This window comes from Capnocytophaga periodontitidis (assembly GCF_016126015.1).
Taxonomy (GTDB): domain Bacteria; phylum Bacteroidota; class Bacteroidia; order Flavobacteriales; family Flavobacteriaceae; genus Capnocytophaga; species Capnocytophaga periodontitidis.
On the sequence record NZ_JAEFDB010000010.1, the window covers coordinates 59,317 to 71,862 of the forward strand.

At 39.7% G+C, this 12,546-nt stretch carries 16 protein-coding genes; 9 read left to right on the forward strand and 7 right to left on the reverse strand.

Going from position 1 to position 12,546, the window contains the following annotated elements; genetic code table 11:
- Positions 1–5 precede the first annotated feature (5 nt).
- Complete coding sequence (locus I7X29_RS12195; protein ID WP_198475035.1) at positions 6–869, forward strand: glycerophosphodiester phosphodiesterase family protein; 864 nt, start codon at positions 6–8, stop codon at positions 867–869.
- On the opposite strand, the gene I7X29_RS12200 is transcribed toward I7X29_RS12195, so the two are convergent.
- The 6 genes from I7X29_RS12200 to I7X29_RS12225 are packed head-to-tail and all read right to left on the reverse strand — an operon-like array spanning position 866 to position 5,285.
- Positions 866–1,603 carry a TIGR03915 family putative DNA repair protein gene (locus I7X29_RS12200; RefSeq protein WP_198475037.1) on the reverse strand — a complete coding sequence of 246 codons (738 nt, stop codon included), beginning with the start codon at positions 1,601–1,603 and terminating at the stop codon, positions 866–868. The two genes, I7X29_RS12195 and I7X29_RS12200, sit on opposite strands and share 4 nt — an antisense overlap.
- Before the next feature lie 2 nt (positions 1,604–1,605).
- Positions 1,606–2,409 carry a phosphoribosyltransferase family protein gene (locus I7X29_RS12205; protein ID WP_198475039.1) on the reverse strand — a complete coding sequence of 268 codons (804 nt, stop codon included), beginning with the start codon at positions 2,407–2,409 and terminating at the stop codon, positions 1,606–1,608.
- Between the two features lie 16 nt (positions 2,410–2,425).
- Positions 2,426–3,085 (reverse strand): HAD family hydrolase, encoded by a 660-nt coding sequence (locus I7X29_RS12210; RefSeq protein WP_198475041.1) that lies wholly within the window; start codon positions 3,083–3,085, stop codon positions 2,426–2,428.
- On the reverse strand, positions 3,085–4,230 hold the full coding sequence (locus I7X29_RS12215) for a cytochrome-c peroxidase (RefSeq protein ID WP_198475043.1): 1,146 nt from the start codon (positions 4,228–4,230) through the stop codon (positions 3,085–3,087). The genes I7X29_RS12210 and I7X29_RS12215 overlap by 1 nt, the downstream gene beginning before the upstream one ends.
- A gap of 9 nt (positions 4,231–4,239) precedes the next feature.
- The gene (rfbD, locus tag I7X29_RS12220) at positions 4,240–5,076 is read right to left on the reverse strand and encodes a dTDP-4-dehydrorhamnose reductase (protein WP_198475045.1); all 837 of its coding nucleotides are present in this window, start codon (positions 5,074–5,076) and stop codon (positions 4,240–4,242) included.
- Positions 5,077–5,078: 2 nt separating this feature from the next.
- Positions 5,079–5,285 carry a hypothetical protein gene (locus tag I7X29_RS12225; protein WP_034555269.1) on the reverse strand — a complete coding sequence of 69 codons (207 nt, stop codon included), beginning with the start codon at positions 5,283–5,285 and terminating at the stop codon, positions 5,079–5,081.
- 215 nt (positions 5,286–5,500) lie between these two features.
- Here I7X29_RS12225 and I7X29_RS12230 point away from each other — a divergent pair, with 215 nt between their 5' ends.
- The 8 genes from I7X29_RS12230 (at position 5,501) to I7X29_RS12265 (ending at position 12,139) form a co-directional block, all read left to right on the forward strand.
- Positions 5,501–6,460 (forward strand): ribonucleotide-diphosphate reductase subunit beta, encoded by a 960-nt coding sequence (locus I7X29_RS12230; RefSeq protein ID WP_009412552.1) that lies wholly within the window; start codon positions 5,501–5,503, stop codon positions 6,458–6,460.
- Positions 6,461–6,605: 145 nt separating this feature from the next.
- The gene (gene ribD / locus I7X29_RS12235) at positions 6,606–7,577 is read left to right on the forward strand and encodes a bifunctional diaminohydroxyphosphoribosylaminopyrimidine deaminase/5-amino-6-(5-phosphoribosylamino)uracil reductase RibD (protein ID WP_198475047.1); all 972 of its coding nucleotides are present in this window, start codon (positions 6,606–6,608) and stop codon (positions 7,575–7,577) included.
- A gap of 48 nt (positions 7,578–7,625) precedes the next feature.
- Positions 7,626–8,018, forward strand: coding sequence for a 30S ribosome-binding factor RbfA (gene rbfA / locus I7X29_RS12240; RefSeq protein ID WP_009412549.1), 393 nt, complete (start codon positions 7,626–7,628; stop codon positions 8,016–8,018).
- Positions 8,019–8,034: 16 nt separating this feature from the next.
- Positions 8,035–8,331 (forward strand): DUF1493 family protein, encoded by a 297-nt coding sequence (locus I7X29_RS12245; RefSeq protein WP_198475049.1) that lies wholly within the window; start codon positions 8,035–8,037, stop codon positions 8,329–8,331.
- Positions 8,328–9,080: a hypothetical protein gene (locus I7X29_RS12250; protein ID WP_198475051.1), complete on the forward strand. Its 753-nt coding sequence runs from the start codon at positions 8,328–8,330 to the stop codon at positions 9,078–9,080. The genes I7X29_RS12245 and I7X29_RS12250 overlap by 4 nt, the downstream gene beginning before the upstream one ends.
- Positions 9,073–9,789 (forward strand): Fic family protein, encoded by a 717-nt coding sequence (locus I7X29_RS12255; protein WP_225883741.1) that lies wholly within the window; start codon positions 9,073–9,075, stop codon positions 9,787–9,789. The genes I7X29_RS12250 and I7X29_RS12255 overlap by 8 nt, the downstream gene beginning before the upstream one ends.
- Before the next feature lie 19 nt (positions 9,790–9,808).
- On the forward strand, positions 9,809–10,831 hold the full coding sequence (locus I7X29_RS12260) for a virulence RhuM family protein (RefSeq protein WP_198475053.1): 1,023 nt from the start codon (positions 9,809–9,811) through the stop codon (positions 10,829–10,831).
- A gap of 153 nt (positions 10,832–10,984) precedes the next feature.
- The gene (locus I7X29_RS12265; RefSeq protein WP_198467601.1) at positions 10,985–12,139 is read left to right on the forward strand and encodes an ABC transporter permease; all 1,155 of its coding nucleotides are present in this window, start codon (positions 10,985–10,987) and stop codon (positions 12,137–12,139) included.
- A 4-nt stretch (positions 12,140–12,143) separates the two neighbouring features.
- Here I7X29_RS12265 and I7X29_RS12270 read toward each other — a convergent pair whose 3' ends face one another.
- Entirely contained in the window at positions 12,144–12,380 is a 237-nt protein-coding gene (locus I7X29_RS12270; protein WP_198467573.1) for a helix-turn-helix domain-containing protein, read from the reverse strand.
- Positions 12,381–12,546: the final 166 nt, after the last annotated feature.

The window sequence follows — 12,546 nt, forward strand, 5'->3', positions numbered from 1 at the left end:
CACTGATGAAGAATTTTTTATCATTTATAGGACTCCTTTTTTGCGCCATAGCCTGCAAAAACGCTTCAGCTCCTGCAACAGGACAGATTATCGCTCAGCAAGAGATTACAAACCAAATCTACTTTGCTGCCAAACCTATTGTATCGGCTCACCGCGGTGGCGGCGGCGAAGGTCTCAAAGGATACCCCGAAAACTGCTTGGAAAGCATTCAGTATCTTTCTACTAAGGGAGTGCACAGTTTTGAAATTGACATTTTTGAAAGTGCCGATGGTGATTTGCTTTTGATGCACGACAACAGTTTAGGTCGTACTGCAACGGGCAAAGGTGAAGTTTCGGCTATGTCTACCGCCGATTTACTCAAAGAAAATCTAAAAGATGAGTTCGGCAATGTAACTCAGTTTAAAATTCCTTATTTAAAAGATGTATTAGCGTGGTGTAAGGCCAATCACGGATACCTAATGCTCGATTTCAAAAAAGGAATTTCTTACCAAAAAGTAGTAGATTTAGTACGTGCTGAAGGTATGGAAGCCCAAGTGGTGCTCATCAGCTATAACACCGAACAAGCCAAAGCGCTCTACAAAGTGGCTCCTGAGATGTTGCTCTCGGTAAGTGTGCGCAACAACGATGAGTTAGAACGTATATTGCAAACGGGTATCCCCAAAGAAAAATTGGTAGCTTTCACGGGTATCAAAGTAGCTCCCGATGCACTCTACCAACGTTTGAACAAACTGAAAATCCCAGCTATTTTGGGTACTTTAGGAAACTTGGACAAGCGTGCCGCAACTAAAGGTGACCATCTTTACAAAGAATGGGCGCAAAAAGGTATTCAAATTTTCTCTACCGATAGACCTCTTTCCCTTTCATTTTAAACTTCGGGCAAGTACTGCCAATAACGCTTAGGCATATTCCTGAGCTGGTACTTGCTGTTCTTGCGTTCGGCTATGTTGATGTGCTGGAAATAGGTTTTCCAAAGCATTTCATAGCCGTCGGGCAGGGAGGTGGATAGCTTTCCAAAGTGTTTATCGGCGGGAGTAAAGGGAAAGACTTCTTCTAAATTGTAAGCAAAACCATAAGCGCGTTGCGGGTCGTAGAGCACCCACTGCTGGTCGGAAAATCTATTTTTGAAGTGAGGAACTACCAAAGCCAGCACATCGTACTCAGGAACTATTTTGGCAAAATACAAATCGCCTACCTTCTCAAAACGCACAAACTCTTTCATACGGTGTACTTCTCTGCCTACACTTTTGGCAGCCTTTTGTATGGCAGCAATAGCCGTGTTCCCATAGTTTTCAAGTACTTGTTCTTCAGGGTGTTGTATCATCAACCGGATAGCGACTAATAGATAGTTTTCCATTCCCTCTTCTTCCGATAGGAAAGCCCTCAATACTATTGCTTTCCCTTCTTTCCCCCAACATTGTTCTATTTTGTTCAGCACACGCTCAGCCTTAGCTGCATCGGTGTATACGGTTATTGCTTCCTCAAACAGCGAAGGAGCAAATAGGTGTTGGGCAACGATAGCAACTTCCTCATAACGGTATTCAAAAACTACAAAAACCGCTGTGAGGAAGCCTTCAAAAGTACTATCGTATACTAAAATCTTCAAAATTAAGGTGCTATTTTTAGTAAATTAGTTCTGTATTCAGCTATTTGGTGATAATTATTACTAATTGCCCATTCAAAAATCTCTTTTCGTTGGGTTTCGGTTATAGCTTTATATATTTTGTCAAATTCAGCTTCAGGAAGTAGTAAAATATACTTAACGATGCGCGTATTGAAAGCAAAACGCTCACTTTTCATCAGTCCAATAAGGTCAGCAGGAGTTTTGATAGCAAAATAATTGAAGTGATTTTCAATTTTAGGGTCTATATCCTTATTGGTAAGTTCGGCGTAGTACAAGAAAAAGAAATCGCCTTGTACGTTGTATTGTTTGAGAATGCGGTTCACGGTGTGTTCGTGGCTACCAGTGATTTTGATATCGTCAATAAGCAAGCAGCATTTCCCTTCTATAAAAGTGCGATCGATGTAATAAGTATCATTAGCAATGAGGTTTACGCGTTGTTCATAGCTCATATTGCCATAATCCTGCACGTATGTTTGATTGCGGTGTATTTTGGCAGTTACGCAAGATTTGCGGTCGTGTTGAAAAAGAAAGTAGTTCAGTTCTTTCTTAAAATAATGACACAGATAGTCGGATGCAGTAGGAATTGCGTAATACGGACTTGGCAAAAGCACAATTTCATCTTGTGCTAAAATGAAATCACTGTGCTGGGCGATAAACCCAGCAAAGAGTTCTTTGCCAAATTGTTCGGCAACAGCTGTGTCGCCAAATTTAAATCTACTGTAGGCGGCTTCGCTAAAAGTACAAGCCTCGGCGCTCTCTATAGAGTGCAGACTAAAACGTTTATTCATTTAATTTAGATAAAAGTTAAGAGATAAGAAAGGCGCACAAACCTACATTGGTAGCACCTTGTATATCGGCAATAGGATTATCGCCTATGTGCAGCCACTGAGTTTTTTCAACGGGGCGCAAGGCGTTAGTAAGCTCATAAGCCTTCTGGAAAATCGCGGGGTTAGGTTTGGCAATTCCCTCCTCATCAGAATAGAGTTCAAACGAAAAATACGATGCTAATCCGTAGTACACCAATACCTTATGCAAGGTCTTCCCCTTAATGAAAGCCGTATTGCTCAACAGACTTATGGTCTTCCCTTGCGATTGAATTTCGGCGAAAAGCTCATCAATCTCAGGGTCTAATAGCTGAGGCATATAATGCAAAAAGAGAGTTTCCTGTTCTGCAAAACACGCTTCCCAATCAATCTTTTCATCTATGGGAACATTCAACAGCGTGAGTACTCTCTCAAAAAGCACTTGCTGAGGGATGTGTAGCCCCGTGCGTTCACTTTCGGCATTAGCTTGCAAATCTACCGTACGTATCGCTTTGTGCACCTCTTCTAAAGGTGTAGTAATGCTAAAATAGTAGCGCAACCATCGGTCTCGTTGTTCTTTGAAAACAGGATGAGAACGGATGATTGTGAGCCACATATCAAATGAAAAGTGCTGGTATTTCTGTAGGTCGATAGTAGTCATTATTGGGGGAGTTCGGGCATTCGTTCGTGATAAGCCGGTGAAGAAAGTGTTTTGAGGAAAGCTACCAAGGCTTCTTTTTCCTTTCTACTGAGGTTCAGAGGCTGCAATAGGCGGTCGGTAGTAGGGAAAAGCGTATCTTTTTTTTGGTTTTCGCGAGGTTCAGGGCGTGGCATTCCTATGTTGTACATCTCCACAACCCCCTCAAGGTCGGGCATAAAGCCATTGTGCATATAAGGGGCAGTGCGTGCCACCTCTCTAAGCGATGGTGTTCTAAAGCTCCCCACATCTTCTTTCTTTTTAGAGTGTTTGTACTTGCCTAAATCCTCGTACATACGTCCGTAATAGGAAAGTCCCACATTGTGAAACTGGTTATCGGAGAACAGAGGGGTATTGTGACAATTGATGCAGCGCGCTTTGGTGCGGAAAAGGTGTAAGCCTACAACTTCCTCATCGGTGAAGCGTTTTTTATCCCCACTGATAAAGCGGTCGAATTTGCTTTTGCCACTCACAATAGTGCGTTCGTAGGTAGCGATAGCTTGGGTAATACGTTCGATAGTTATCTTATCGTCACCAAAAGCCTTTACAAAGTAAGGTTTGTAGCCTTTAATTTTGCGAATGCGTTTTACCGATAAATCTTGGGTAGAGTGCATTTCCACGGGGTCGGTCATAGGACCTAAGGCTTGAGCTTCTAAAGTAGCAGCCCTACCGTCCCAAAAGAACGAAGTATAATAGCTCGTGTTGAGAATAGTCATTGCGTTGCGTACCCCCATACGGCGGTTATGTCCAAACGACACACTGCGACCGTCGCCCCAGCCCAATTGAGAATCGTGACAAGAAGCGCAGGATATTTGTGTTGAACGCGACAAACGGGGGTCGAAAAAGAGCAGTTTGCCCAGCGTTTTTTTATCTTCGGAGAAAGGATTATCAGTGGGAAAAGGTATTGGAGGTAATGAGCCTATATCTTGAAAACCAGCTACAAGAGTGCTGTCTAAGGTAGGAGCTTCCCATTTTGTAGGGTCGCCAGAGCTATACATCGTTCGCAGTTGAGCGATATATTCGGGGTCGGTGAAGATATCGTCTTTATGGCGTAGTGTAAAAGCCAAAAGAGCTAAAATACCAAGTATGATAAGAGGAATTTTCTTCATAGAGAAATGTTATTTCAAAAAACTATCTCTCCAATATGGAATGCGATAACCAAAATCGGTTTTGAGTTTGGTTTTATCTAATACTGAATAAGCAGGACGTGTAACTTTACTAGGAAACTCGGCTGAAGTACAAGGTAATACCTCACAAGCATTGCCCGCTTTGGTTACTATAGCCACAGCAAAATCGTACCACGAACATACTCCCTCATTAGAAAAATGATATACTTCACGCTTACCGCGATACCAAGCATTTTCTATAGCTTGCACTATAAAATCGGCTAAATCGGCAGCATTAGTAGGCGTTCCTACTTGATCAATTACTACTTTTAGCTGGTCGCGCTCGTTGCTAAGTCGCTGAATCGTTTTTACAAAATTATTGCCAAAGTGGAGAGAATAAAGCCAAGAAGTACGGATGATAAGATACTCAATTCCACTGTTTTGAACAGCTTGCTCAGCTGCCAATTTGGTTCGACCATACACGCCGAGGGGTTGAGTAGCATCGGTTTCACGATAGGGCGTATTTTTAGTACCTCCAAACACATAATCGGTAGAAATATGGATAAGAGGCAAGTGAAATTCGCTGCACACATTTGCCAAATGAACTACAGCTGTGTGATTGATAGCTTCGGCGGTAGCAGAATCATCTTCAGCTTTATCTACATTGGTATAAGCTGCACAATTCACGATGAGGTCAATAGCGTACTGTTGAACGAAAGCACGAATAGCCTGGGCATCTGTAATGTCCAAGCTGTCGGCATCGCTAAAATAATAATTGCTTATACGGTGTGTGTTGTTTTGTATTTCGGAACCTAACTGACCGCTGGCTCCGGTTACTAATACATTCATTATTAGTAAGCGTAGCTAAACGCATTGCTACCTACGGTTGCAGCGTACTTATTGTACATTCTGTTAGCATCACCTTTATATTTATCAGGTACACTGTTGCCAAATTTGTTGTACAAGGCTACAAATTTTTCTTTCAAATCAGGAGTAACTTCAGTGTTGAAATTTTCCATATACAAGATTTGTTCGATTAACTTTACAAATTCTTCCATAGCTTTTAACTTTTTTATTAAAATGAATTTTATTCTGTTTTGCGAGGGCAAAGATACGAAGAAAATGCAAAACAACAATGAAATAGTTATCAATTAAAATCAACACGTTATCAACATAGTTATGAACAGGAGTGATTTTACTAATTTACTAATTGGCTAATTGTCAAATTATCCCTATCTTTGCCCCCTGAATTATTAATAAAAACACAATAAAAATGGGAATTTTTGATAAACGCGAGAACTACAAACCTTTTGAATACCCAGAGGTTATGGAGTTCGTAAACGCTATGCACAAATCGTTTTGGGTGCACTCCGAAGTAGAATTTACAGCCGATATTCAGGATTTTAAATCTAATTTATCGACTGTAGAGCAAGAAGCCGTAAAGCGTGCCTTATTAGGTATTGCACAAGTAGAAGTATCGGTAAAAACCTTTTGGGGCGATCTCTACGACCTTTTTCCAAAACCTGAATTTAACGGACTTGGCGCTACCTTTGCCGAGTGTGAGTTCCGCCACAGCGAAGCCTACGCGCGCTTATTGGAGGTTTTGGGCTACAACAACGAGTTTGAAAACCTCCTTGAAGTGCCTATTTTCAAAGAGCGCAACAACATACTAAAAGAATACCTCGCTAAAAACCGCGAGAATGCTATGGAGCGCATCCTTTTCTTCACCCTTATTATAGAGAACGCCTCTTTGTTCAGTCAGTTTGCTACTATTTTATCATTCACACGTTTCAAAGGTTATTTGAAAAATGTAGCCAACATCATTGCTTGGACTTCTATTGATGAGCAAGTGCACGCCAATGCTGGTATTTATATTCTCAAAAAAATATTTGAAGAACGCCCTGAAATGAAAACCGTTGCCGAGCACGAAGCTACTAATTTTATCCGCAACTATATTCTTTTGGAAGACAAGATGCTCGACTGGATTTTTGAACAAGGCGAATTAGAATTCTTCAGCAAAAAAGACCTCGCTAACTATATGCGTTACCGCCTTGACGACTCGCTTACTCAACTCGGTTTAGACAAGCCTTTCAACATCAGTGGTGATGAAGCTAAACCTATGATGTGGTTTGAAGAAGAGGTATTTAGCAACGAACTCGACGATTTCTTTGCCAAACGTCCTACCGCCTATACCAAACACGACAAGAGTATCACCGAGAACGATTTGTTTTAAGGATTCAGTTATTAGGGGATAGGTGTCAGGTATCAGGAGATATTGAAAAATCTATTTCTCTTATTCAAGAAATTGGAAAAATGATTCACTCTTTGCAAAACTTAAACTCTAACCCCTATTCCCTAAATCCTATCCCCTAACATCTATGATAAAACGCTGTATACAATTAGCTTATAATGGACTTGGCACTACATATCCTAATCCTCTGGTAGGTTGTGTGATAGTGCACGATGGGAAAATCATCGGTGAAGGCTGGCACCAAAAAGCAGGTGAGCCTCACGCCGAAGTGCGTGCTATAGCCTCAGTGAAAGACAAGTCGCTACTAGCAGAAAGTACGCTCTATGTGAGTTTAGAGCCTTGCAGTCATTATGGCAAAACGCCCCCTTGTGCCGATTTGATTATCGCCCACCGCATTCCCCGCGTGGTGATTGGCACGATCGACCCCTTTGCTAAAGTCGCTGGTCGTGGCATTGAAAAACTGCGGGCTGCGGGCTGTGAAGTAACAGTGGGGGTAATGGAAAAAGAATGTAGGGAACTCAACAAACGCTTTTTTACCTTTCACGAGAAAAAACGCCCTTATATCTTCCTCAAATGGGCAGAAACTGCCGATGGCTTTATTGCTCCTGCTCACAAAGATACGCTTGCCCCTGTGTGGATTACCGATGCTTATACACGCCAAGAAGTACACAAAATGCGCAGTGAAGAACAAGCTATATTAGTAGGCGTGGGCACTGTATTAGCCGACAATCCTTCACTCGACACTCGCGATTGGTATGGCAAAAATCCGCTACGGGTAATTATCGACCCTCACTTGCGCTCTCCTAAAGAGTTTAAAGTGTGGAACGACCAACAGCCAACACTTTTCATAACTAACAAGGAAAATGTAAGTGATAAAAGTTATGGGCTACAAACAGAAATAATAGGCATCGACCTCACCCACAATGTACCTCAACAAATCTGTGACCTGCTCTACCAACGCAATATCCAAAGCCTTATAGTAGAAGGAGGTGCATACACCCTGCAACAATTTATCAATGCAGGTTTATACGACGAAATGCGTATCTACAAAAGCGAAGTGACTTTCGGCAAAGGTGTGAAAGCCCCACAAATCAGCTAATTTACAAATTATTACTACCTTTGCACTTCTTATTTAATTAATTATACAATGGAAAACAACAGACAAAAGAAAATAGCAGGCATCATTCAAGAAGAATTAGCCAAAGTGTTGCAGCAATCCATACGCGATGCAGGACAACAAAATTTACTCGTTTCGGTGACTAAAGTAAATGTAACTGTAGATTTATCGGTGGCAAAAGTGTACCTCAGCGTATTCCCTGAAGCAAAGGCTGCCGAGGTGCTCAAAGGGGTAACTTCAAACGCTCCCCTCATCAAACACGAACTCTCACAAATCACCAAAAACCAGTTCCGCCGTATGCCGGAATTATTCTTCTATATAGACGACTCATTGCAATACATCGAGGGCATTGAACAATCACTCAAAGAAGAAGAAAACCCTATTGAGAACAGAGCTTTGCTCTACAAGAGAAAAATGACATAGGACTTAGGTGATAGCTATGAGGGAGAAATTGCAACAACTCATTGAAAGGTTTGTAGGGAAAGAACCTTTTTCTTCACAAACTGCCCTTAATAAAGAGCTGCATATTGAGGGTGATGATGCTGAGGATTTATTAGTCGCATTCAGTGAGGCTTTTGAGGTAGACATCAGCGATTTCCCTTTTGATGATTATTTTTATAGTGAATCAAAGGTTCCATACCTTTGGTTTATAAAGTTTTTGGGTTTAGAAAAAGAAAAGAAGCCTTTTTATGTATATCAGTTAGAAACAGCTATCAAAATCAAGAGATTACTATGAGAACACTTCTATTTTGCTTATTTTTATTGCCTTTTACTGTTTTCGGACAGAAAATGAGAACTGATCTTCAAGAAGAAAATTTAAAAGGAAAGGTAAAAACAACAGTTACTACCTACTATGAGGTTATTTATAAAAATGGAAAAGTAGTGCCTGATAACAATTCTAAAGACAATTCCTCAAAAGAAGCTTTCTACAACAAAGATGGTAACCTACTGACTTTTAAAGAAATAGCTAATATTATTTCTTTAGAAAAATACCTCTACGACGAAAAAGGTAGGAAATTAAAAAAACTAAAGTCTAATAATGGTGGAATGTTAACGCTCGCTTCGGAGTATAGTTATACACAAAGGAAATATATTGAAAAAATATATATAGGAGACCTCTGTTGTATTGATACTTACAAATACAATGCACAAGGAGACCCTATCGAGAAAAGATCTATAGGAGTGGGGGAATGCAAGCAGGATATCGATTATAGCGTTAGTCTGAAATACGATTCTTCAAGAAGATTGATTGTCGCTAATTTATCAGGAGGACAGCGGATTACTAAATACACTTATAACAAAGAGGGACATTTAGAAAAAGAAATACTCTATGAAGATGGTGATTTGATAGAGACCACACAATACCAATACATTTCTTTTGACACACATAAGAATTGGACAAAGCGCATTATATATTTAACTGACTATGAAGGAATAAAAAAACCTTTTAGAATAGAGACTCGTGTATTGACATATTATGAATAATATGCTTTTAGAACGCTTATTACAAGAACAAACATCTCAATTGAAGGGCGGAATTTACCACCGCACTCAAATAGATTTTTGCTATAATTCTAATCATATAGAAGGTAGCCAACTCACTCGCGAACAAACGCGTTATATCTTTGAAACTAACACTATTGGCATTACCCAGCAAGCTGTAAAAGTAGACGACATCGTAGAAGCTATCAACCATTTTAGAGCTTTTGATATAATGTTACACTCAGCTACTGAACCTCTCTCTCAAACAATGATCAAATCATTTCACAGCATTCTTAAAGCAGGCACTTCCGATAGTAGAAAAGATTGGTTTGCAGTAGGTGATTATAAAAAACTACCTAACGAAGTAGGGGGCAATGCCACCACACTACCTGAAAATGTAGAAAAAGAAATGACGCTCCTACTAAGCAATTATCACCAAAAACCGACGAAAACTTTTCGTGATTTGATAGATTTTCATTGGCAATTTGAAAATATTCACCCCTTTCAAGACGGCAACGGACGTGTAGGGCGATTACTCCTCTTCAAAGAATGTTTAGCCAACAATATAACCCCTTTTATCATTACTGAAAATCTGCGTTTGTTCTACTATCGCGGTTTGCAAAATTGGCCTCAAATAGAAGGATATTTGCTCGATACTTGTCTCACAGCACAAGATGAGTACAAAGCAGTAATGGAATATTTCAGAGTTTAATTAATTACCTAAACTAAAAATGGAAATACAAAAAGGAGAAATCATACTTTATCAGCGTGAAGATGGTTCAGCCCAACTCAATGTAAGGGTTGAAGGGGATACGGTATGGCTCACGCAGGAACAGATGTCGGTATTGTTTGGTAAAGGACGTACTACAATCACTGAACATATTTCTCATATTTTTGAGGAAGGTGAATTAGATGAAAAAGAGGTATGTCGGAATTTCCGACAAACCACTCAACACGGTGCTATAGAAGGAAAAACTCAAGAAAGAGAAGTAAAACATTACAATTTAGATGTTATTATTTCAGTTGGCTATCGTGTTAGGTCTGTACAAGGAACGCGCTTTCGCCAATGGGCAACACAACGACTAAAAGAATATATCGTAAAAGGCTTTACAATGGACGATGAGCGCCTCAAAGGCAACGGAGGAGGTGATTATTGGAAAGAACTGCTCAACAGAATTCGTGATATTCGTTCAAGTGAAAAAGCTCTATACCGCCAAGTACTCGATTTGTATGCTACCAGCAGAGATTACGACCCTAAAAGTGAAACAACCCTCACTTTCTTCAAAATAGTACAAAATAAACTACATTACGCTAGCAGTCAGCAAACATCAGCTGAACTTATTTATCACAGAGCTGATAGCACCAAAGACTTTATGGGACTCACTACTTTCAAAGGCGCTTTACCCACCTTAAATGAAGCTAAAATTGCTAAAAACTATCTCACCGAAGAAGAATTATTCCGCCTAAACCGTCTTGTTTCAGCTTTTTTTGACTTAGCAGAACTCAAAGCTCAAACACAAAGCCCTATGTATATGCAGGATTGGATTGAAGAACTAGATAAATTTTCAGCCAATTATGGCAAAGGTGTATTACAAGGAGCAGGCACTATTAGTCACGACGAAGCCGAGAAAAAAGCAACTCAAGAATACCGCGCTTATGAAGCCAGAACTCTTTCTCCTATTGAAGAATCATACTTAGAGAGTTTAAAAGCATTAGAAAAGAACACAACTAAATTATTAAAACACAAAAAATGAGTTGATTTAGCTATTTGCCAATTAGCAAATTATTTCTACCTTTGCCCCAATTATTACTCACACCCCAGCTGTGAACCCTCGCTGGCTTTACCTATTACTTGTTACCTGTTACCTAAAAAAATGTCTCCCATTCTCTACATAGCAAGGCGCTATATGTTCGCCAAAAGTTCACAGAACGTTATCAACATCATCAATAGGGTTACTGCCTTTGTAGTGGTGCTGGGAGGTGCTGCCCTATTTATCGTGCTCGCAGGATTTGCCGGTCTCAAAGAATTTACCCTCTCTTTCACCTCTACCTTCGACCCCGACCTGAAAATATTCCCCAAAACAGGCAAATACCTATCAATTACCAAACAAGACACTCTAAACTTACGCCAACTCTCCTCGGTTGCTCACTTCACTAAAGTATTAGAAGAACAGGTATTCCTCACTCATAACCAAAAGAACCATATCGCCTATATCAAAGGGGTAGATACTGAGTATCCATTGGTAAATGCAGTGGATAGTATCCTCGTATTAGGCAACTGGGATCTCACTCCCCCCAGCGTAATTGTGGGAGGCACCATCTTCAATAACTTAGGCTTGAACCTCGCCGATGGCTCTTCTCCCTTGCAAATAGTCGTCCCTAAAGCAGGAAAAGGTAGTATCCTAAACGACCCTATGCCCTACCGACAAGCCTTTTCGGTAGTGCAAGGCATCTATCAACTTACAGAAGATTTAGATAAGAAATACGTATTTTCGTCCTTAGATGAGGCGCAGTTTTTGTTGGGAGCAAACAAAAATCAAGTATCGGCTATAGAAGTGAAATTAGCCCCTAATGCCAATGAAAAAGAAGTAATTGCGCAGCTCACACAGCTCTTTCACGAGCCCATAATTGTAAAAACCCGCGTACAACTAAACGATGCGCTTTACCGTATGCTCAACACCGAAAACATAGCGGTATATCTCATCTTTATTTTGGTGCTTATCATTGCACTTTTCAATCTTGTAGGGGCAATTATTATGATGATTTTGGATAAAAAGGAAGATTTACAAACACTCTATGCCCTCGGAATGAACGAAAAACAAATGCGACAGATATTCTTCTGGCAAGGCACTATGGCATCGGTATTAGGTGCTATTTTAGGGATTGTATTAGGAGCAACCATTGTGTTATTACAACAACATTTTGAGTTTGTGAAGATAAGTCCTACCCTCCCCTACCCCGTTGCTATTACAGCGCTAAATATAGTAATTGTTTTTGCAACAATAGTAATATTAGGTGTTTTAGCTTCGTTAGTAGCCTCATCACGCGTACGTGTGAAATAGAGGTTTAGTTTTCTTGTGGAAAAAAATCCATCATCGATACTCCTAATACCATAACAATCATTATAAAGGTAGTCATCTTTAAATGAACATTTCCATTTTCTATCCTCGTATAAGTAGAGGTATCCATACCTAATTTTTCAGCCATTTCTTCACGACTGTAGCGTTTTTCTTCTCTTAGCTGTCTTATTTTATTTAAAATCTTGCTATTTTTTTCAGCAACTTCTTGTGTGAATTTTTTCATCGGATTAAGTGTTTAGTAAGGCAAAATTAATAATTAAAATGAAAATAGCAAAAAAAACTATATATTTTTTATTATAAAAAAAAAAAACTACTCTTTTTGCGTATATAAAAATAATATTATTGTTAAGAAAACAATAGAAGTATTATATATTAATCAACAAAATTGT

Excerpts from the sequence above, each read along its gene's own strand:
- I7X29_RS12195 (WP_198475035.1), top strand. The coding sequence starts at position 6 with ATGAAGAATTTTTTATCATTTATAGGACTCCTTTTTTGCGCCATAGCC.
- I7X29_RS12205 (WP_198475039.1), bottom strand. The coding sequence starts at position 2,409 with ATGAATAAACGTTTTAGTCTGCACTCTATAGAGAGCGCCGAGGCTTGT.
- I7X29_RS12210 (WP_198475041.1), bottom strand. The coding sequence starts at position 3,085 with ATGACTACTATCGACCTACAGAAATACCAGCACTTTTCATTTGATATG.
- I7X29_RS12215 (WP_198475043.1), bottom strand. The coding sequence starts at position 4,230 with ATGAAGAAAATTCCTCTTATCATACTTGGTATTTTAGCTCTTTTGGCT.
- rfbD (WP_198475045.1), bottom strand. The coding sequence starts at position 5,076 with ATGAATGTATTAGTAACCGGAGCCAGCGGTCAGTTAGGTTCCGAAATA.
- I7X29_RS12225 (WP_034555269.1), bottom strand. The coding sequence starts at position 5,285 with ATGGAAGAATTTGTAAAGTTAATCGAACAAATCTTGTATATGGAAAAT.
- I7X29_RS12230 (WP_009412552.1), top strand. The coding sequence starts at position 5,501 with ATGGGAATTTTTGATAAACGCGAGAACTACAAACCTTTTGAATACCCA.
- ribD (WP_198475047.1), top strand. The coding sequence starts at position 6,606 with ATGATAAAACGCTGTATACAATTAGCTTATAATGGACTTGGCACTACA.
- rbfA (WP_009412549.1), top strand. The coding sequence starts at position 7,626 with ATGGAAAACAACAGACAAAAGAAAATAGCAGGCATCATTCAAGAAGAA.
- I7X29_RS12245 (WP_198475049.1), top strand. The coding sequence starts at position 8,035 with ATGAGGGAGAAATTGCAACAACTCATTGAAAGGTTTGTAGGGAAAGAA.
- I7X29_RS12250 (WP_198475051.1), top strand. The coding sequence starts at position 8,328 with ATGAGAACACTTCTATTTTGCTTATTTTTATTGCCTTTTACTGTTTTC.
- I7X29_RS12255 (WP_225883741.1), top strand. The coding sequence starts at position 9,073 with ATGAATAATATGCTTTTAGAACGCTTATTACAAGAACAAACATCTCAA.
- I7X29_RS12260 (WP_198475053.1), top strand. The coding sequence starts at position 9,809 with ATGGAAATACAAAAAGGAGAAATCATACTTTATCAGCGTGAAGATGGT.
- I7X29_RS12265 (WP_198467601.1), top strand. The coding sequence starts at position 10,985 with ATGTTCGCCAAAAGTTCACAGAACGTTATCAACATCATCAATAGGGTT.
- I7X29_RS12270 (WP_198467573.1), bottom strand. The coding sequence starts at position 12,380 with ATGAAAAAATTCACACAAGAAGTTGCTGAAAAAAATAGCAAGATTTTA.